This is a genomic window from Skermanella mucosa (assembly GCF_016765655.2).
In the GTDB taxonomy this organism is placed as follows: Bacteria; Pseudomonadota; Alphaproteobacteria; order Azospirillales; family Azospirillaceae; genus Skermanella; species Skermanella mucosa.
In genome coordinates this window covers 2,410,131-2,428,489 of record NZ_CP086106.1, presented here as the reverse complement: position 1 = coordinate 2,428,489, position 18,359 = coordinate 2,410,131, and the positions used below count along the sequence as shown (strand labels likewise).

At 66.7% G+C, this 18,359-nt stretch carries 14 protein-coding genes; 7 read left to right on the top strand and 7 right to left on the bottom strand.

Going from position 1 to position 18,359, the window contains the following annotated elements; translation table 11 throughout:
- Positions 1 to 163 precede the first annotated feature (163 nt).
- Positions 164 to 388 (bottom strand): hypothetical protein, encoded by a 225-nt coding sequence (locus JL100_RS10950; protein ID WP_202679812.1) that lies wholly within the window; start codon positions 386 to 388, stop codon positions 164 to 166.
- Between the two features lie 295 nt (positions 389 to 683).
- Here JL100_RS10950 and JL100_RS10945 point away from each other — a divergent pair, with 295 nt between their 5' ends.
- Positions 684 to 1,886: an EAL domain-containing protein gene (locus JL100_RS10945; protein ID WP_202679813.1), complete on the top strand. Its 1,203-nt coding sequence runs from the start codon at positions 684 to 686 to the stop codon at positions 1,884 to 1,886.
- A 66-nt stretch (positions 1,887 to 1,952) separates the two neighbouring features.
- Here the strand turns inward: JL100_RS10945 and JL100_RS10940 are convergent, their stop codons facing one another.
- The 6 genes from JL100_RS10940 to JL100_RS10915 all read right to left on the bottom strand — a co-directional run bounded on the left by JL100_RS10940 (position 1,953) and on the right by JL100_RS10915 (position 10,459).
- Positions 1,953 to 3,587, bottom strand: coding sequence for a response regulator (locus tag JL100_RS10940; RefSeq protein ID WP_202679814.1), 1,635 nt, complete (start codon positions 3,585 to 3,587; stop codon positions 1,953 to 1,955).
- Positions 3,584 to 5,569 carry a PAS-domain containing protein gene (locus tag JL100_RS10935; protein WP_202679815.1) on the bottom strand — a complete coding sequence of 662 codons (1,986 nt, stop codon included), beginning with the start codon at positions 5,567 to 5,569 and terminating at the stop codon, positions 3,584 to 3,586. The genes JL100_RS10940 and JL100_RS10935 overlap by 4 nt, the downstream gene beginning before the upstream one ends.
- Before the next feature lie 272 nt (positions 5,570 to 5,841).
- Complete coding sequence (locus JL100_RS10930) at positions 5,842 to 6,552, bottom strand: metallophosphoesterase family protein (RefSeq protein WP_202679816.1); 711 nt, start codon at positions 6,550 to 6,552, stop codon at positions 5,842 to 5,844.
- A gap of 251 nt (positions 6,553 to 6,803) precedes the next feature.
- Positions 6,804 to 7,676: a cytochrome c gene (locus tag JL100_RS10925; protein WP_228421199.1), complete on the bottom strand. Its 873-nt coding sequence runs from the start codon at positions 7,674 to 7,676 to the stop codon at positions 6,804 to 6,806.
- A 2-nt stretch (positions 7,677 to 7,678) separates the two neighbouring features.
- Entirely contained in the window at positions 7,679 to 8,194 is a 516-nt protein-coding gene (locus tag JL100_RS10920; RefSeq protein WP_202679817.1) for a c-type cytochrome, read from the bottom strand.
- Positions 8,195 to 8,287: 93 nt separating this feature from the next.
- Entirely contained in the window at positions 8,288 to 10,459 is a 2,172-nt protein-coding gene (locus tag JL100_RS10915) for a DUF3141 domain-containing protein (protein ID WP_202679818.1), read from the bottom strand.
- A gap of 266 nt (positions 10,460 to 10,725) precedes the next feature.
- Here JL100_RS10915 and JL100_RS10910 point away from each other — a divergent pair, with 266 nt between their 5' ends.
- The 6 genes from JL100_RS10910 to zwf all read left to right on the top strand — a co-directional run bounded on the left by JL100_RS10910 (position 10,726) and on the right by zwf (position 18,349).
- Positions 10,726 to 11,979, top strand: coding sequence for an ROK family transcriptional regulator (locus tag JL100_RS10910; protein ID WP_202679819.1), 1,254 nt, complete (start codon positions 10,726 to 10,728; stop codon positions 11,977 to 11,979).
- Between the two features lie 63 nt (positions 11,980 to 12,042).
- Entirely contained in the window at positions 12,043 to 13,617 is a 1,575-nt protein-coding gene (locus JL100_RS10905; RefSeq protein ID WP_228421198.1) for a sugar ABC transporter ATP-binding protein, read from the top strand.
- A gap of 66 nt (positions 13,618 to 13,683) precedes the next feature.
- Entirely contained in the window at positions 13,684 to 14,700 is a 1,017-nt protein-coding gene (locus JL100_RS10900; protein WP_228421197.1) for an ABC transporter permease subunit, read from the top strand.
- Positions 14,701 to 14,764: 64 nt separating this feature from the next.
- Complete coding sequence (locus tag JL100_RS10895; RefSeq protein WP_202679820.1) at positions 14,765 to 15,712, top strand: ABC transporter substrate-binding protein; 948 nt, start codon at positions 14,765 to 14,767, stop codon at positions 15,710 to 15,712.
- 121 nt (positions 15,713 to 15,833) lie between these two features.
- Positions 15,834 to 16,853: a PfkB family carbohydrate kinase gene (locus tag JL100_RS10890; RefSeq protein ID WP_202679821.1), complete on the top strand. Its 1,020-nt coding sequence runs from the start codon at positions 15,834 to 15,836 to the stop codon at positions 16,851 to 16,853.
- Entirely contained in the window at positions 16,850 to 18,349 is a 1,500-nt protein-coding gene (gene zwf, locus JL100_RS10885) for a glucose-6-phosphate dehydrogenase (RefSeq protein ID WP_202679822.1), read from the top strand. The genes JL100_RS10890 and zwf overlap by 4 nt, the downstream gene beginning before the upstream one ends.
- Positions 18,350 to 18,359: the final 10 nt, after the last annotated feature.

The following is an 18,359-nucleotide window of genomic DNA, read 5'->3' as shown; positions in this document are numbered from 1 at the left end:
AGAGATAAAACCGGCAATAGGCGGAATGCCACCATTTTCTTCCGAACCAATATTACAAATCTGAAACCGTCATCCAATCTTCAGACACCATGGCCATGCCATGGCAGCCGGTCCGGCGGCGGACCCCGCCCCGGCGTCCTACCCGGCCATGGCGGGATAACGCTTACTTCTCGGTTTTAGCCAGGACGTGGAGCGCCTGGGCCCACAGGAAGTATTTGCACGTCGCCAATTCCTCGATCGTGTCGATACCGAAGGCTTCCTTGAGTTTAAGGGCGTCGCTCTCGGTGACGCCCGCAAGGGCGGCTGGGGATTGGGCCATCAGCTGCTTCGGCGTCATACCCTCATAGGTCTTGTCGAGAATCGCTTTAAGGCTTTCGATCGCGGCCATCGTCAGCTCCCTGATAGAGGTTACTTATCAAAGCGGGTCTAACCAACATGCAAGCACGCTTACTCTGGGTACGTGCGCTGATATGTATATTGCATAAGAGAAATCCAAGGCATGAAGCGGCGTTCTCACGTTGTTACGAATGGAACACTCCGCTTGGCTTGCAAACGATCGGTTTCGGTCGATCGGATTATTTGACCGGCATGGCTTGCCTTTACAAAAACTGGATTAAGCCGTATTTTCCTGAAAATGGTTCGTTTCGGTTCGGCAGCCGGCGGCCCTTCGTGGAGACCCTCCCTTGATCCGCAAGACGTTTCGACCAGGTGCAACGATCTTCTTCGAGGGACAGCCGGCCGACTGCGCCTATATCGTCGAGCGGGGACAGGTCGAGATCTGCGCCACCAGGGACCAGACCCACATCACGCTGGCGACGCTCGGCCGGGGCGAGATCTTCGGCGAGATGGCGGTGCTTGACGACAGCGTCCGGTCGGCCGCCGCCCGGGCGACGGAAGAGACGGAGGTGCTGATCATCCGGCGGGACCAGCTTAAGCGACGCATTCAGGAAGTCGAGCCGATCGTCGGGCAGTTGCTCGGCAGCCTGATCAGCCGGTTCAGGCAGGCGCAGATCGGCCTTCTCAACGACCTGCCGGGCCGGGACCGGGGGACGGCGAATCACCTGGTGGTATCGGCTCCCACCGGCGGCACGGAGCGCGGCGAGTCGGCGCTGAACTGGATCCACCGCGAATACGACCTGGAACGGGGCCTCGGCGCCGGGGAGTTCGAGCCGTTCTTCCAGCCGATCGTGACGATCGCGGGCGGCGAACTCGCCGGGTTCGAGGCCCTCGCCCGTTGGCGGCATCCCGACCGCGGCTTGGTGCCGCCGTGCGAGTTCATCGACCTGAGCGAGAAGAGCGGCCTGATCCGGCAGATCGATCTGACCATCATGGCGGATGCCTGCGCGTTGCTGCGCCGGACCGCCGGCGACCGCCCCCTGCCCTTCCTGAGCGTCAACCTGTCGTCGCAGCATTTCACGGATATGGACGTGGTGGAGGGTTTGGCGAAGCGGTTGGAGATGACCGGTTTTCCCGCCGAGCGGCTGAAGGTCGAATTGACCGAGACGGCGCTGGTCCACGATCCGCACCAGGCCTACGAGGTCATGTGCAGGATCAAGGACCTCGGCGTGACCCTGGCGCTCGACGATTTCGGGACCGGCTACTCCAGCCTCTCCTACCTGCACAAGTTTCCGTTCGACGTGCTGAAGATCGACCAGTCGTTCGTCCGGGCGTTGGGCGAACAGGGACGCACCCATCACATCGTCGAAACCATCATCACACTGGCCCGCCGCATGGGCATGGAGGTGGTGGCGGAAGGCGTCGAGACGGCCGACCTGATCCAGCCGCTTCGGGATCTGGGATGCACGTTCGGCCAGGGTTATCATTACAGCCGGCCGGTCCCGGCGGACGTCATGGGCGGGATGCTCGACCAACCCACCGGAGTTTGACGACCGGCTGCGCATTCCGCGCAGATCGGGCGGCGGGACGCCGCCCCTCCGCACAGGGTACCTGCCTCAGCCGAGTCCCCCCTCGTCCAGTCCGCGGTCCAGGATCGTCAGGAAGGCGTCGACCACCAGAGGGTCGAAGTGGGTGCCGCTCTGGGATTTCAGATGATCGATCGTGTCCTGGAGGGTCCAGGCCTCCTTGTAGGGGCGCTTGTGCATCAGGGCGTCGTAGACGTCGGCGACGGCGGTGATCTTGCCGCTGACCGGGATCGCATCGCCCTTCAGGCCGGCGGGATAGCCGGTTCCGTCGTATTTCTCGTGATGGGTTTCCGCCACCTCGGCGCCCAGGCTCAGGTAGCTGCGGCCCGGCACCATCTTGGCGACTTCCCGCAGGACGTTTCCGCCGATCGTCGGATGCTGGCGGATCACGGCCATCTCCTCCTCGGTCAGGCGGGCCGGCTTGTTCAGGATGCTGTCGGGCAGCCCGACCTTGCCGACGTCGTGCAGGATGCTGGCGAGACCGATCTGGTCGACGAAGCGGTCGTCGATCTCGTCGGGGAAGGCGTCGCGCGCCTTCAGTTCCGCCGCGATCAGACCGGTCAGGCGCTCGATTCGGCGGACATGGTGACCGGTGATCTCGTCCTTGAACTCGGCCAGCTTGCCCAGCGCGTAGACCGTCGCCTTCTGGGCATTGAGCACCTGTTCGTAGAGATAGACGTTGTCGAAGGCGATCGCGACCTTGCCGCAGAAGATTTCCAGCAGGTTGCGGTCCAGGTCGCCCAGGGGCGGATGCCCCTCCAGATAGACGACGCTGGTCGAATGGTTGCGCGAGCGGAACACGATCACGCTATGGTCGGCGCAGTAGATGTTACGTCCTTCGTCGAGGGATCGCCTTATGTCGGCGACGGCATCGGCCGAAAGGATCCGCTCGAGCGGCTGCCCGGGTTCCACGCCGAGCATTTCCGAGCTGGCCAGCACCTGGAGCGCGCCTACCGGCGCCACGCCGCCGTCCTGGCAGACGGTGCAGAGCAGCGACCCGGTAGCCCCGTGGATCAGCGAGCGCAGCTGGAGCAGGACGCCCTCCACGAACTGGCTCATGGAGCGGTGTTCGAACAGCGACGCCGATCCGTCGATGATCTTCTCCAGCCCGCGGCGGCTCATGTCGATGCTGATGATGTGCTGGTACGACCGCAGGGCCGCGACTACCGCCGTGAACAGCTTCTGGGACGTCAGCTCGCTCTTGGATTTGTAGTCGTTGATATCGTAGTTGACGATCACCTGGCGCTCGGGCGCCTGTCCCGGCTGGCCCGTGCGCAGGATGACCCGGACCTGCTCGTTCCCCGCCGTGCGCCGGATGAACTCGACGCAGCGCAGCCCCGCGTCGTCGGTCTCCATCACCACGTCGAGCAGCACGACGGCGGTGTCGGGATGCTCCAGGATCAGGTGGCAGGCCTCCGACGCGCTGAAGGCGCTGATGAATTCGAGCGGCCGGTCGTCGAAGACGAAGTCGCTGAGGACCACCTTGGTGATCGCATGGACCTCCCGGTCGTCATCGACGATCATCACCTTCCAGGGCTTGATCCTGCGGCGGTTCGCCGTCGGACTGTCGAGGGCGGAGGACTCGTCCTCCCCGCCCTCCCCGTCCGTTTCGTCGACGAACAGCAGGTCGTCGTCGTCGCCGATTTCTCCGTCGATGGCTGTCATCGCTCGTCGATCCAAAGCTCCACTTGACCCGGGGCGGTCCTGGGAATGGCAAGGATGAAGGCGGCGCCCTCTCCCACGGCGCTCCGCACTTCGATGGTGCCACCCAGGCTCTGGGTCACGATGTTGTAAACGATGTGCAGCCCCAGTCCTGTGCCCCCCGTTCCCCGCCTGGTGGTGAAGAAGGGCTCGAAGATGCGCGCCAGGTTCTTTTCCGGGATGCCCCGCCCGGTGTCGGCATATCGTATCACCACGGTGGCGCTGTCTTGCAACTCCGCAGAGATCGTGATCGTCCCGATCTGCCCTTCGGAGAAGCCATGGAGGATCGAATTCATCACGAAATTGGTCAACACCTGGGATAATGCACCCGGGTAGCTGTCGATTTCAAGATCATGCGGACAGTCCACCACGACCGCGTGCTGGGTCTGTTTCAGCCGCGGCTTCAGGCTGAGCAGGATCTCGGCGATGTAAGTCGAGAGGTTGAAGCGGCGCCGGATGTCCGTGGACTGGTCCACCGCCACCTGCTTGAAGCTCTGGATCAGCTCGGCCGCGCGGCCGATGGTGGCGACCATGATCGCCGACGTCTCGACCGCGGTCTCGAGGTAGCGCTCGGCTTCCGACTTCTTCAGCTTGCCGCCCTGGAACTGGGCGCGGAACTCCGCCGTCCGTTCGCCCAGGTGGGAGGCCGCGGTCAACGCCGTTCCGATCGGCGTGTTGATCTCGTGGGCGACGCCCGCGACCAGCGAGCCGAGCGCCGCCATCTTCTCCGCCTGGATCAGGCTGTTCTTGGCCTGCTGAAGGCCGGTATAAGCCAGTTCCGCCGCCTCCTTCGAGGCGCGCAACTCGTCCTCGGCGGCCTTGCGCTTGGTGATGTCGGTATAGCTGCACACGAAGCCCCCGCCGGGCAGGCGGTTGCTGCGCGCCTCCACCACGGTCCCGTTGGGGCGCCGCCGCTCGTAGATCGGCCGGCTTTCGAGCAGCGCCCGCTGGTCGCCCCGGAACAGGCCGACCTCCGACTCGGACAGGGTATCGAAGTCGCCCTGATCCGCGAGATAAGCTGCGATCTCGTCCTTGGTCGGGCCGCTCTCCAGGAACTCGGCGGGAAGTCCCAGAAGCTCGACGCAGCGCCTGTTCCATCCGATCACCCGAAGGTCGCGGTCGGTGATCAGCATGGCCTGGTCCATGTTTTCCAGCGTGGCCTTCAGCATGGCCCGCTCGACCGCCAATTCCTGCTCGATGCGCTTGCGCTCGTTGATCACGTTGACCGCGGTCAGGCTGGCCTGCTCGCCCTTGTGGTCGAACAGCCGCGCCGAGAGCAGCGCCCAGAACGGCCTTCTCATGCTGTCGGCCAGCTGGACCTCGAACTCGTCCACCTGCCCGTCCTCGCGCAGCAGCATGCCGAGGCGCCGCCGCTCCTCCTCCACCACGTAGAAGTCCGTGGCATAGCGCCCCACCGCGAGGTCGGAGGCGATCCCGAACAGTTCGGACGCCCGCCGGTTGATCTGGAGGATCCTGGCATCCGAGGTCCTGGCGAGCACCAGCGGCACGGGCACCGCGTCGATCAGCTCGCGCTGGACGACCTCCGCCTGCTTGCGCGCCGTGATGTCGGTGAAGCCCACAAGGAAGGCGTCCTCGCCATGGTAGGGGATCAGCACCGCCGACAGGGTGACCCAGAAGATCCTGCCGTCGATATTGCGCAGCCGCACCTCGCGCTCGTCGATCCGGCCAGCCTGCTCCAGGGCCGCCTGGACATCCTCGTAGTCGGCCCGCGTGGCGTACTTGACCGTGGAGCGGCGGCCCATCATGGACGCGGCGTCCTGGTTGGCGATCCTGGCCAGCGGCGTATTGACGTAGAGGACCACCTCGTCGCAGCGCCGCAGGACGGCGACCGGGAACGGTATGGCGTCGAGGATGAGCTGCTGGCCGGCCCGGGTCGGATCCACCGTCCCGCCGTCGTCGTCGCGAGCGAACTGCCGGTCCGGCACGACGGAAGTTTCCTGAACGGACGTCGCATGGAATGGCATTCCGCCGATCAGGTCGACGGGAGAAAGGCCGGACGGCACGGTCGGGTCCGATCGGTGGCGGCGTCCGGCCCACCATCCCCCCCCGAAGACAGTGGCCGCGCCCAGAAGGAGCAGCGAGGCGTTTATCATTATCGTTCACGAAGCGGCAATTGCTCGCTCGACGATAAGGAAAATTCGATTATGAAAAGTTTTCAGATCGAGGCTGCGACATCAACACGCGGAAAATTTGCATTCTAATGATGTGTCGCGTCCTGGCGAACCCGGGCAGCCTTTGCGGGCACGGCGAGCCGCCACAATCCGGCGCGCGCGATCCCGACGACGCGCAGCCCCGCAGGAAGCATGACCTGATAGCCGATATGGTGGTGGCCGTGGATGATCAGACGGGCCCCCATCGAGCGGGCGAGTTCGTCCAGCACGGCAAACCCGTGCCTGTGGCTGCTGGGCGCTTCGTGGCACACCAGCACGTCGGCGCGTTGCGCCTTGAGTTTCTGGTAATCCTCCCACCAGATCGACACCCGTTGCGCCAGGGGCAACCCGCCCCGCCAGCGGTGGCCGGTCGGCAGGGAGTCCAGATAGGAATCCCGGTTCGGATGGCGCGGCGTCCCGTCGCCTTCGGATGGGTGCCAGATGCGCCCGCGGAACACGCCGCCCAAGCCGGCGACGCGAAGGCCGGGAGCCATTTCGACCACCTGCCCATGCAGGTTGAAGCCGGCCAAGCCGCTGTCGAAGAGGTTGCTGTACCAGTGGACCCGGTCGCCGTCATGGTTGCCTGGAATCCACCAGACCGGAACGCCCGCCGATACGACCGGGGCCAGCGCCTCTTCCAGCGGCTGTTCCAGGTCGTGGTCGCCGACGATCACGACCGCCTTCGGCCGCTTGGCGGCGACGGCCCTGATGATCTGGGAGAAGCTGCCGTGGGGATCGCCGCAGAAGAGGATCGTCATGGCATGCCCCGGCGAACGGCCTGTCGGCGCAGGTCGGGCACGCGCATCTTTCCTCCTCCTCAGGACCTCTGCGCCCCGGTCCGGCCCCACCTCCTGGCGAAGGCTCCGGTGCCGCGACCGGAAAGGCCGCTTCGACGCATCCACGACTTCGTTATTAGTGTAAAGTGCTCCGCTTTCTCACGAAACCCGAAAAGTTCGATATTTCGCCTCAACGAGGCCCGGGCCTTTCCGAGGAAAGCTCCCGGGAGCGCTCATCCGCCCGGCGGCACGGTCAGCAGATAGGCCGCGATCGCCTCCCGGTCCTCGGCGCTAAGCTTGGACGTGCTGTTCTCCACCACCTCGTTCATGCCGCCGCCGACGAAGTCGCCGTCGGGCATCATGCCGATCTCCAGCAGGAAGGCGATTTCGCCCGGCGACCATTTGCCGACGCCGTTCTCGGGATCGGACGTTATGTTCGGCACGGGCTTGCCTTCCGGACCGTCGGCCGAGCCGGCGAGCATCCGGTCGTGGTCGATCGCGCCCAGGAAGTTGCGCGGGCTGTGGCATTCGCCGCAGTGCCCCGCCGCCTGGACGAGATAGCGCCCGCGCTCCCATTGCGCATCGCGGCCGGGCTCGGGCGGCAGGCCGCCGTCCTCCAGGAACAGGGCCTGCCAGGCCGGCAGCAGGAAGCGCCAGCCGAAGGGCGGCGACACGTCGTGGGGCCGGTTCGGCTTCGACACGGCGGGCTGGGCGTCCAGATAGGCCTTGAGGTCGCGCAGGTCCTGGTCGGTCAGATGGGTGAACGAGGTATAGGGGAAGACCGGGAAATAGGCCGTGCCGTCCGGCGAGCGGCCCTCGCGCAGCGCGCGGATGAAATCCTCGTCGGTCCAGCCCCCGATCCCGGTGTCCGGGTCGGGGGTTATGTTCGGCCCGTAGAAGGTGCCGAACGGTGTCTTCAGGGCCCGCCCGCCGGCCAGCCGGGGGGCTTCCTTGGATTCGGTGTGGCAGCCCAGGCAACCGGCGGCATTGAAGATGTACTCGCCGCGCTTGACCGGATCTTCCCCGGCCGTCTGGGCCAACGAGGGGGCTGCACCGCCGGCCGCAAGGGCCAGCGGCACGCCCAGGCGTAGAAGCCAGGAAGCCACGTTCAGTTTTTCTTCTGGCGGAAATCGTCGTGGCAGCCGCCGCAGGATTGCCCGACCTGGGCGAACTGCCGGGCGATCGCCGCGCGGTCGCCGCCCTCGGCGGCGGACGACAGGTCGTTGCCGGCGGTCACCAGGCGGGCGGCCGCCTGCTCGAACTTCGGCCACTGCTGCCAGATCTCGGGCTTGGCCTCGCTGTCCTCGATCCTGCCGATGCCGGTATCGGCGGGGAACAGGCTGGGCGCGATCTTCTGCGAAGCCTGCCGGATCGCCGCGGCGCCCTCGCGCACCCCTTCGACCGTACCGCCCTCGTTCTTGACGTAGGCGGAGATCTTCTTCATCGCGTCGCCCATGGATTTCATGGTCGTCTCGCGTTCCTTGACCACGACGGCCGGGTCGGCGGACACCGGCCGCTGGGACTGGGCGGCGGCTTGGCCGATCGCGGCGACGAGGCATCCTGCCGAAGCCACGCAGATCACGGCGTTACGGACGATTCCCGGTTTCTTGCTGATCCTGCTCAACGTAACTCTCCTTCCGCTGATTGTCAGGGAAGTAGACGCGAAACGCGGGCTCTCCACCCCCCTACCAGAGGGGGTACGGCTTTGGTGGAGCGGTCAGGCGATGACCGCCCGTCCGGGGTTCCGCTCCTCCAGCCCAAGCGCCGCCTGGATTTGGTCGAGGCGGGCCTGCGCCGTCGCGGACAGGGCGCCCTGGGCCAGGGAGATGCGCCGGACGGCGTCCAGGACGCGTTCGCGGCCCGCGCGATCGGGGACGAGGCTCGGAAGGGCGCGAATCGCACGTTCCTCGTCGATCTGGAGGATCGCGGCCTGGATGCGGACGCAGTCCTTCACCCGTGCGACGCTCACCCGCTCCGCGTCGGGCCGCTCGTCGCGGATCCGCTCCATCATCCGGAAGGTGCGTTCATCGACCATGCGGCGGTCTTCCCGGAAGACGTAGATCAATGCGCGCATCAGCGCCTCCAGCCGCCCGCCCTCCTCGATCCGGGTCGCCAGCAGCGCCAGCCTGGCCTTGGCCAGTTCGGCGCGCAGCGCCGAGTCGCCCCGGCGGCGGACATGCCGCGCGCCCTCGGCGCGCAGGCCGACGGCGGCCTCGACCAGGGGGGCGCCGTAGATCGCCTTGAACAGCCGCTCATAGGCGAGGTCCCGGGACTTCCGGTACTCCTCCAGCGCCTGGACGATGCCGTCGGACATCCGCCGCTCCGCCTGGACGAAGGGATTACCGGGAGCGGCCGGCCGGCGCTCGCGCCGGACCGCCTCGGCCAGGGGCTCCAGCGGCCGCATGAAGGGGTTGTGGTCCGACACCGTCAGGCGTTCGAGCCGCGCCGGGTGCATCAGGCGCAGCCAGCGTGCCGACGCCTCTGTGACGAAGGGAGTGATCCAGGGGCGGGCGAAGGTCTCGTACAGGCCCTCGTTGACCTGGGAGACGCGGGCGACGGCCTCGAATCGCAGCTCGTCCTCCCGGGTGTCGTCCAGCTTGAGGATGTCGGCGATCTCGCGCGGCTCGAAGCGCATGACGTAGCGGTCCGGGATCAGGTCGGCGTTGGGCAGGTCCGGCCGCTTGTCGTCGATGATCAGCTCGTACAGGCCGGGCGGCAGGATATCGATGAAGTCCAGGCCGCCGATGAACTCCGACGTGTGTTTCTGGGCCACCCTGGCCGACACGAAGATGCCGAGATGCCCGACATCCTCATGCAGGGTATAGACGATCACCTGCTCGTTGGTGCGGATCTCTTCCGCGCTGTCGTAGACGTCGGCGATCCAGTTCAGGGCCTGCTGGGGCGGCGTGATGTTGTCGCCCCACGACGCGAAGATCACGATGGGTGAGCGGATGTTGCGCAGGTCGATGGTCTTGCCGCCCTGGGACGACACGATCTCGCCCCGCGCCAGCTTGTTGCCGATGAACAGGCCGTTGACGATGGCGAGGATCTCCTCCTCGTTCATCAGGAAGATGCCGCCCCACCAGCGCTCAAACTCCAGGAACCGCTCCTCCTCGGTGTCGATCCTGGAGTACAGGTTGTAATACTTGCTCCAGTACGTATTCGCCGGGTTCAGGTTCTCGAAGTTGCGGACAAGGTTGGCGCCGTCGAAGCGGCCGTTGCCGAGGTCGCTGGCGAGCAGCGCCGCCCAGGAACCGCCGGTCAGGCCGCCGGTGTAGCGCATCGGGTTCGCCCCCTCGACGCCCGCCCAGTAGGAGAGCGGAGCCCCGGCCAGGATGATCGGCCCCATGATCTCCGGCCGGGCGGCGCTCAGGATGGCGACGGCCCAACCGGCCTGGCAATTGCCGTAGATGCAGGGCTTGTCGCTGTCGGGGTGCAACTCCCGGACCTTTTGGACGAACAGGGCCTCGGCCCGCGCCACGTCCTCCAGCGTCTGGCCCGGTTCCGGTTCCGGGAAGAAGGTCACGAAGTAGCAGGGATGGCCGAAGCGGAGCGCGAAGCCGACCTCGCTGTCCTCCTTGAAGCCGCCGATGCCCGGCCCATGCCCCGCCCTGGGATCGACGACGATGAACGGACGCTTCGCCGGGTCGATCCGCTGCCCCGGCCTGGGCAGGATGCGGAGCAGCGCGTAGTTGGCCGGCCGGTCCAGGGTCCTGCCGTCCAGCACCATCTCGTGCTCGAAAGCCAGCAGCGGCGGCTTGCCCTGCTCGAAATGCTCGACCGCGATGTTGCCGCGCTTGCGCAGGACATCCCAGAACAGGACCGAGCGCTGCGCGCTGTCGGTCACGTATTCGGCCCAGTCCTTGAAAAGCTCGGTGAAGATCGTCATCGGCTCGCTCCTGGCGGCGGCCATCCCGGCCCTGGGCCGGGCGACCGAAACTACTTTGAAGGAGGATGGAACATTAAGAGCTTGTTAACCTTGTTGCTTCACCGGAGTCAAGGCATGCGCCCTGTGACGAAACCGCCCGGGGGCCTTCCGCCCCGCCCGGCGACGATTAATTCAGACTGAATTATTTATTGACAGGCCTGCGGGCCTATGCAAAAGTTAACTCAAGATTAAGCGCTCAAGCGCGGCTTTCGGGGAGGACGGTTGTGGTGACCAGCGCGTCGAATTCGGCCCTTCCAGGGGGCACGTCGAACGGCAACCCGGCCACGGGCCAGGGCAGCAACTCCGTCAATATCCGCCTGTTCAACGAGCGCGTGATCCTGAATGCGCTGCGCCGCCTGGGCCAGGCCTCCAAGGCCGATCTTTCCCGCTATGTCAGCCTGACGAACAACACCGCCGGCGTGATCGTCAAGGAACTGGAAGAGCGCAAGCTGATCCGCAGCGAGGGCAAGCGTTCAGGCGGCCGGGGCCAGCCCGCCACCCTGCTCTCCCTCGACCCCGACGGCGCCTATGCCATCGGCGTCAAGTTCGGCCGGCGGTCGATCGACACGCTTCTGGTGGATTTCCGCGGCCATGTCCTGGACCGGCGGCACCATGAGCTGGACTTCCCGATGCCGGACGAGGCGGTCGGCCTGGCGCTGCACGATATCGCGGCGCTGCGCAAGTCCGTTCCCCACGGGGCGTTCGCCCGGATGGCCGGCATCGGCATCGCGACCCCTTACGACATGGGAAGCTGGCGGCGCGAACTGGACATCGCCTCGGAGGCGTACCGGGTCTGGAACGAGGTCGACATCTCCGCCCGCGTCGCCGCCGAGACCGGGTTGCCGGTCTTCCGCGAGAACGACGGGACCGCGGCAGCGGTCGCCGAGATGTTCCGCGGCCGGGGGCGCGAGCTGGACAGCTTCGTCCATGTCTTCATCGGAGCCGCGGTCGGCGGTGGCATCGTGCTGAACGGCGACTATTACCGCGGGGCCACCGGCTATGGCGGCGACATCGGCCTGATGCCGGTCGGGCGCTCCCGCCTGGCGACCGCGCCGGACCCGGCGCGCAGCCATGATATCCTGCTGACCCGCGCCTCGATCAATTCGCTGATCCGCCACCTGCGCGGCAACGGCGTCGCGATCTCCAGCCGGAGCGAGGTCGAGGAGGCGTTCACCCGCCACCCCGGCCTGGTCGGCGAATGGCTGGAGGACTGCGCCGACGCCCTGGTAGTCCCGCTGCTCTCGGCCGCCCGGCTGCTCGACGTGGAGGCGATCGTCCTGGACGGCGACCTGCCCAAGTCGATCAAGGAGGATCTGCTGGAACGGCTGGTCCCGCTGCTCGACGCGGCGACGCCGGAAGCCCGCAAGCCGCCCCGGCTGCTGCTGGGGATGATCGGGCGGGAGGCCTCCGCCCTGGGTGCCGCGATCCTGCCGCTGCACCTGAACTTCAGCCCGAGCAGGGAAATCCTCGTCAACCAATAGGCCGGTCCCGTCCCCGTCGGGGGACCGGAACAACGGCGACAGTCGACTTCACCGGAGGGAACCATGGGTGCGACCGCGCTTGGCCCGCATGCACAGGGTGCGCAGACACAGGATACGCGTCCGCCGACCCTGGAGATGCGCGGCATCTCCAAGACCTTTCCCGGCACCAAGGCGCTCAACGACGTGGCGCTCAAGGCCTGGGGCGGCGAGATCCTGTCCCTGATGGGCGAGAACGGCGCCGGCAAGAGCACCCTGATGAAGGTGCTGTCCGGCGCCTACCAGGCGGATCCCGGCGGGCAGATCCTGATCGACGGCCAGGTGATCGACATCAGCAACCCGCATGTGGCGCGCGAGCACGGCATCGCGATCATCTACCAGGAGCTCAGCCTGCTGCCGAACCTCAGCGTCGCGGAGAACATCTTCTTCGGCCGCGAGCCGTCCAGGCGCGGCCTGATCGACCGGCGCGGCATGAAGGAGAGCTGCCGCGACGTGCTGAAGCGGCTGGGCGCCACCTTCGGCCCCGAGACCATCGTGGCGCAGCTTTCCATCGCCGAGCGCCAGCTGGTCGAGATCGCCCGGGCGCTCCATTCCAAATCGAAGATCCTGGTGATGGACGAGCCGACGACCACCCTGTCGTCGCGCGAGACCGACCGGCTGTTCGCCCTGATGCGCCAGCTTCGCGACGACGGGCTGGCGATCATCTATATCAGCCACCGCATGGCCGAGGTCTACGAGCTGTCCGACCGGGTGTCGGTGCTGCGCGACGGGACCTATGTCGGCACGTTGGAGAAGGACGACATCTCCGCCGAGAAGCTGGTCAAGATGATGGTCGGCCGCGATCTAAGCAGCTTCTACAAGCACGACCACGTCGCCAAGGCCGGCCGCGCCAAGGGCCAGCCGATGCTGGCGGTGGAAGGCGTCACCGATGGCGGCAAGCGAGTCCATCCCGCCAGCTTCACGCTCTACGCCGGCGAGGTGCTGGGCTTGGCGGGGCTTGTGGGGTCCGGCCGGACCGAGCTGGCCCGGTTGATCTACGGCGCCGACCCCAAGGTCGCCGGCACCGTCAGGATCGACGGCAAGGTGGTGGACATCCGGACGCCGAAGAACGCCATCGACGCTGGCCTGACCTACCTGACCGAGGACCGCAAACACCAGGGCCTGTTCCTGGACATGTCGGTCAAGGACAACATCAATTTCAGCGTGATCGGCCGCGACGCCTTCGGCGGCGGCGTGCTCAACCGCCGCAAGGCGGTGGACCGGGCGAAAAGCTCGATCAACGAGCTGAAGATCCGCGTCGCCAGCGCCGCGATCGGCGTCGGCACCCTGTCCGGCGGCAACCAGCAGAAGGTTCTGCTGTCGCGCTGGCTGGAATCCAAGCCGCGCGTGATGATCCTCGACGAGCCCACGCGCGGCGTCGACATCGGCGCCAAGGCCGAGATCTACCGCATCATCGACCAGCTCGCCCAGAGCGGCGTCGCGGTCCTGGTGATCTCCAGCGAACTGCCGGAGATCATGGGCATCTGCGACCGGATCCTGGTGATGCGCGAGGGACATATCGAGGGGCAGGTCGGCGGGGCCGACGGCCCTCCCGTCACCCAGGAAGCCATCATGGCGCTGGCCACCGGCGTCCAGCTCTGAGCGCTCCGGCAAAAAACGCCGGCCCGGATAGCCAGCCGAAGAGAAAATCCAGGAGGAAGTCTTCCCATGTGTTCGATGAAGACGATGGGCGCCGACACGCAGGTCGCCGAGCAGAAGTCGGCCGCGGCGGCAGCCCGCAAGCAGAACCTGAACACCATCATCCAGGTCGTCGGCATGCTGCCGGTGCTGATCCTGATCTGCATCGGGTTCGAGTTCGCCACGGGCAAGTTCCTGAACGCCCGGAACATCTCGATCGTGATGCAGCAGGCGTCGATCAACATCGTGCTGGCGACAGGATTGACCTTCGTGATCCTGACCGGCGGCATCGACCTGGCGGTCGGCGCGGTGCTCGCGGTCTCCGCCGTCACCGCCGTGTCCATGACGCTGACCGGCATGCCCGACCTGGCGATCCCGCTGGCGCTTCTGGTCGGCCTGTCGCTGGGCGCGGTCAACGGCTGCCTGATCGCCTTCTTCCGCCTGCCGGCCTTCATCGTGACGCTGGGCGCCATGACCGCGGTGCGCGGACTGTCGCGGCTGGCGGCCAACGACACCACCGTCTTCAACGCCAACCTGCCCTTCGCCTGGATCGGCAACAGCCAGCTGTTCGGCATCCCCTGGATGGTCGTCATCGCCCTGGCGGTGGTCGCGATCAGCTGGTTCATCCTGCGCCGCACCGTGCTGGGCGTCTGGATCTACGGCGTCGGCGGCAACCCGGACGCGGCCCGGCTGTCGGGCATCAAGGTCTGGGCGGTGCTGCTCTTCGTCTACGCCATGTCGGGAATGCTGGCCGGCCTCGCCGGCGTCATGTCCGCGGCCCGCACCCTGTCGGCCAACGGCGCGCAGCTCGGCATGGGCTACGAACTGGACGCCATCGCCGCGGTCATCCTGGGCGGAACGAGCTTCGTCGGCGGCATCGGCTCGATCTTCGGCACCCTGGTGGGCGCGCTGATCATCGCGGTGCTGTCCAACGGCCTGATCCTGATGAATGTCAGCGAGGTCTGGCAGCTCATCATCAAGGGACTGGTCATCGTCGGCGCGGTCGCGCTGGACCGGTACCGCAACAAGGGGAGCGCCCGCACCTGAGACCAGCCTGAACACCAGCACCGCCCAACTTCAACCAAACCGATCCCGAACCGGAGGAAACACCATGATCAAGAAGTCAGCCCTGCTCGCCGCCACCGCCCTGCTCGCCCTGACCGCCGCCGCGGCGGCGCCGGCCTCGGCCGCGGAACTGAAGTCGGTGGGCATCACCGTCGGCAGCCTGGGCAATCCCTTCTTCGTGCAGATCGCCAAGGGCGCCGAGGCGAAGGCCAAGGAGATCGGCGGTCCGGACACCAACGTGACGGTCGTCTCGTCCGACTACGACCTGAACAAGCAATCGACCCAGATCGACAACTTTATCGCCTCGGGCGTCGACATGGTGCTGGTCAACGCCGCCGACCCCGTCGCAATCGAGCCGGCCATGGTCCGCCTGAAGGCGGCCGGCATCGTCGCCGTCGCGGTGGATGTCAGCGCCAAGGGTGCCGCCGCCACGGTCACCACCGACAACATCGAGGCCGGCGTGAAGGCCTGCGAGTACATCGCGCAGAAGCTGAACGGCAAGGGCAACATGGTGATCATGAACGGCCCGCCGGTATCCGCCGTGATCGACCGGGTCAACGGCTGCAAGGAGGCCCTTTCCAAGACGCCCGACATCAAGATCCTCTCTGACAACCAGAACGGCAAGGGCTCCCGCGAGGGCGGGCTGGAGGTCATGATCGGCCTGCTGACCGCATTCCCCAACATCGACGCGGTCTTCGCGATCAACGACCCGCAGGCGATCGGCGCCGACCTGGCGGCCAAGCAGCTGAACGTCACCGACCTGATCATCACCTCTGTCGACGGCGCGCCGGACATCGAGGGCGCCCTGAAGCAGGAAGGCAGCCTGATCCAGGCGTCGTCCGCCCAGGACCCCTACGCGATGGCCCAGAAGGCGGTCGAGGTCGGCAACGAGATCCTGCAGGGCAAGCAGCCGGCGCAGACCACCACGCTGATCCCGGCGGAGCTGATCACACGCGAGAATGTCGGCCAGTACAAGGGCTGGACGTCGAAGTAAGCGGGTAGCGAAGACCCGCCGGAAAACTCTCCCCGCGCCGTCCGCCATCCTCCTCGTGCGGCGCGGGGCTTTTTACCCGGAACCAGTTTCCCCATTCCAACGTCCAGTCGAAGAGGTCCACATGGCAGACGCGATCTGCATGGGCGAGCTGTTGATCGATTTCGTCCCCGTGACCACCGGCACCGATCTGCTGACGGCCACCGCGTTCCAGAAAGCTCCCGGCGGCGCCCCCGCCAACGTCGCGGTGGGCCTCTCCCGGCTGGGAACCAGCAGCGCGCTGATGGGGCGGGCCAGCGAGGACGGATTCGGCCGCTTCCTGATCAAGACGCTGGAGGATTCCGGCGTCGACGTCGGCCTGATGCGCCGTTCGCGTCGGACCCGCACCCCGCTGGCCTTCGTCTCCCTGGCGGAGGACGCCGAGCGCGAGTTCCTGTTCTACGGCGACCCCAGCGCCGGCTTCTGCCCCGAGGACGTCGATTTCGACGCGATCGCGAAGTCGAAGCTGGTCCATTTCGGCTCGATCGGGCTGATCCCGGAAGCCTCCTGCGCCGCCACGCTCCAGGCGGTGGACGCGGCCCGCGGCCAGGGGCTCCATGTCTCGTTCGACGCCAACCTCCGGCTCGACCTGTGGCCGACCGCGGACAGCGCCCGGGAGGCCATCCGCGAAGGGATCGAGCGGGCCACCATCGTCAAGCTCAGCGACGACGAGCTGGAGTTCCTGACCGGGGCGAAGGACCCGGTCGAGGGTGCGCGCGGCCTGATGCATGCCGGGACGGTCTTGATGGTGGTGACGCATGGCCGCCACGGCTGTACCTTCGTGACGCGGGAGGTCGCGGGCAAGGCTCCCAGCTTCAAGGTCGATCCCGTGGACACCACCGGGGCGGGCGATGCTTTCATGGCCGGCCTGCTGACCGGATTGCTCGAACACCCGAATGCACACCTGACATCGGACCTGCTCCATGCCATGTGCCTTTTCGCGAATGCCGCGGGTGCTCTGGCGACGACGCAGCGGGGCGGCATTCCCGGGCTGCCGCACCGGGCGGATGTAACGGCGCTGGTCGGCCAAGGCCCATCCGGGAATGGCCCGTCCGGGATTGGCCCATCCGGTATTGGAAAGACAAGCAAGGAGGCTGAAGGATGACTGCACACACGGCTCCGGTCGAAACCTTCGATTACCTCGTGTTCGGCGGGACCGGCGACCTGGCGCTCCGAAAGCTCCTGCCTGCCCTCTACCTGCGCGACAAGGCCGGCCAGATCACCGCGGAAAGCCGCATCATGGCGGTCTCCCGCAGCCAACTGGACGTGGCCGAGTACAAGGCCAAGACCGAGGAAGCCCTGCGGCGCCACCTGCATGCGGGCGAGTTCGACGAGGCGACGTGGGAGCGGTTCGGCGCAAGGCTGGACTATGTCGCCGCCGACGCCACCTCCACCCAGGGCTGGGACGAGCTCCAGGCGCACCTGCAGGGGCGCGACGGCGTCGTCCGGGTCTTCTATCTGGCGACCTCGCCCGAACTGTTCGGCCCGATCTCCGAACGGCTGCAGGCCTTCGGCCTCGTCACCGAGAAATCCCGGGTCGTGCTGGAGAAGCCGATCGGCCGCGACCTGGAATCCGCGAAGCGGATCAACGACGAGGTCGGCGGGGTCTTCGCCGAGGAGCAGATCTACCGCATCGACCATTACCTGGGCAAGGAGACGGTCCAGAACCTGCTGGCGCTGCGCTTCGCCAACTCCCTGTTCGAGCCGGTATGGGACGCGGGCCATGTGGACCATGTCCAGATCACCGTGGCCGAGACCGTCGGCGTCGAGGGGCGCGGCGGCTATTACGACAATTCCGGCGCGCTCCGCGACATGGTGCAGAACCACCTGATGCAGCTTCTCTGCCTGGTCGGCATGGAGCCGCCGGTCTCGCTCGACCAGGAGGCGGTCCGCGACGAGAAGATCAAGGTGCTCCGGTCGCTCAAGCCCATCGGGGTCGAGAACATCGCGGCCTGCACGGTGCGCGGCCAGTATCGCGCCGGCGCGGTCAACGGGGCCGCGGTCGGCTCCTATGCCGAGGAGGCCGGCGCCTCGTCCGGCGGCAAGCCCAGCAATACCGAGACCTTCGTGGCCCTGAAGGTCGAGATCGAGAACTGGCGCTGGTCGGGCGTGCCGTTCTACCTGCGCACCGGCAAGCGCATGCCGGCCAAGGTGTCGGAGATCGTCATCCAGTTCCGCCAGGTGCCGCACTCGATCTTCCCGCGGGGTGCCGGCGAGATCACGCCGAACCTGCTGGTCGTCCGCCTGCAGCCTGACGAGAGCATCCGGCTGAACCTGATGGCCAAGGACCCCGGCCCCGGCGGCATGCGCCTGCGCGAGGCGTCGCTGAACCTCAGCTTCGCCGAGACGTTCAAGAGCAGGTTCCCCGACGCCTACGAGCGGCTGCTGATGGACGTGGTCCGGGGCAACCCGACGCTGTTCATGCGCCGCGACGAGGTGGAGGCGGCCTGGCGCTGGACCGAAAGCATCCTGGATGCCTGGGCCCTGCGCGGCGACACCGTCAAGCCCTATATCGCGGGCACCTGGGGTCCTTCCCAGTCCGTAGCCCTGATCGAACGCGACGGCCGGACCTGGCACGACGACGCCATGGCCGCCGGCTGAGCCGAAGGAG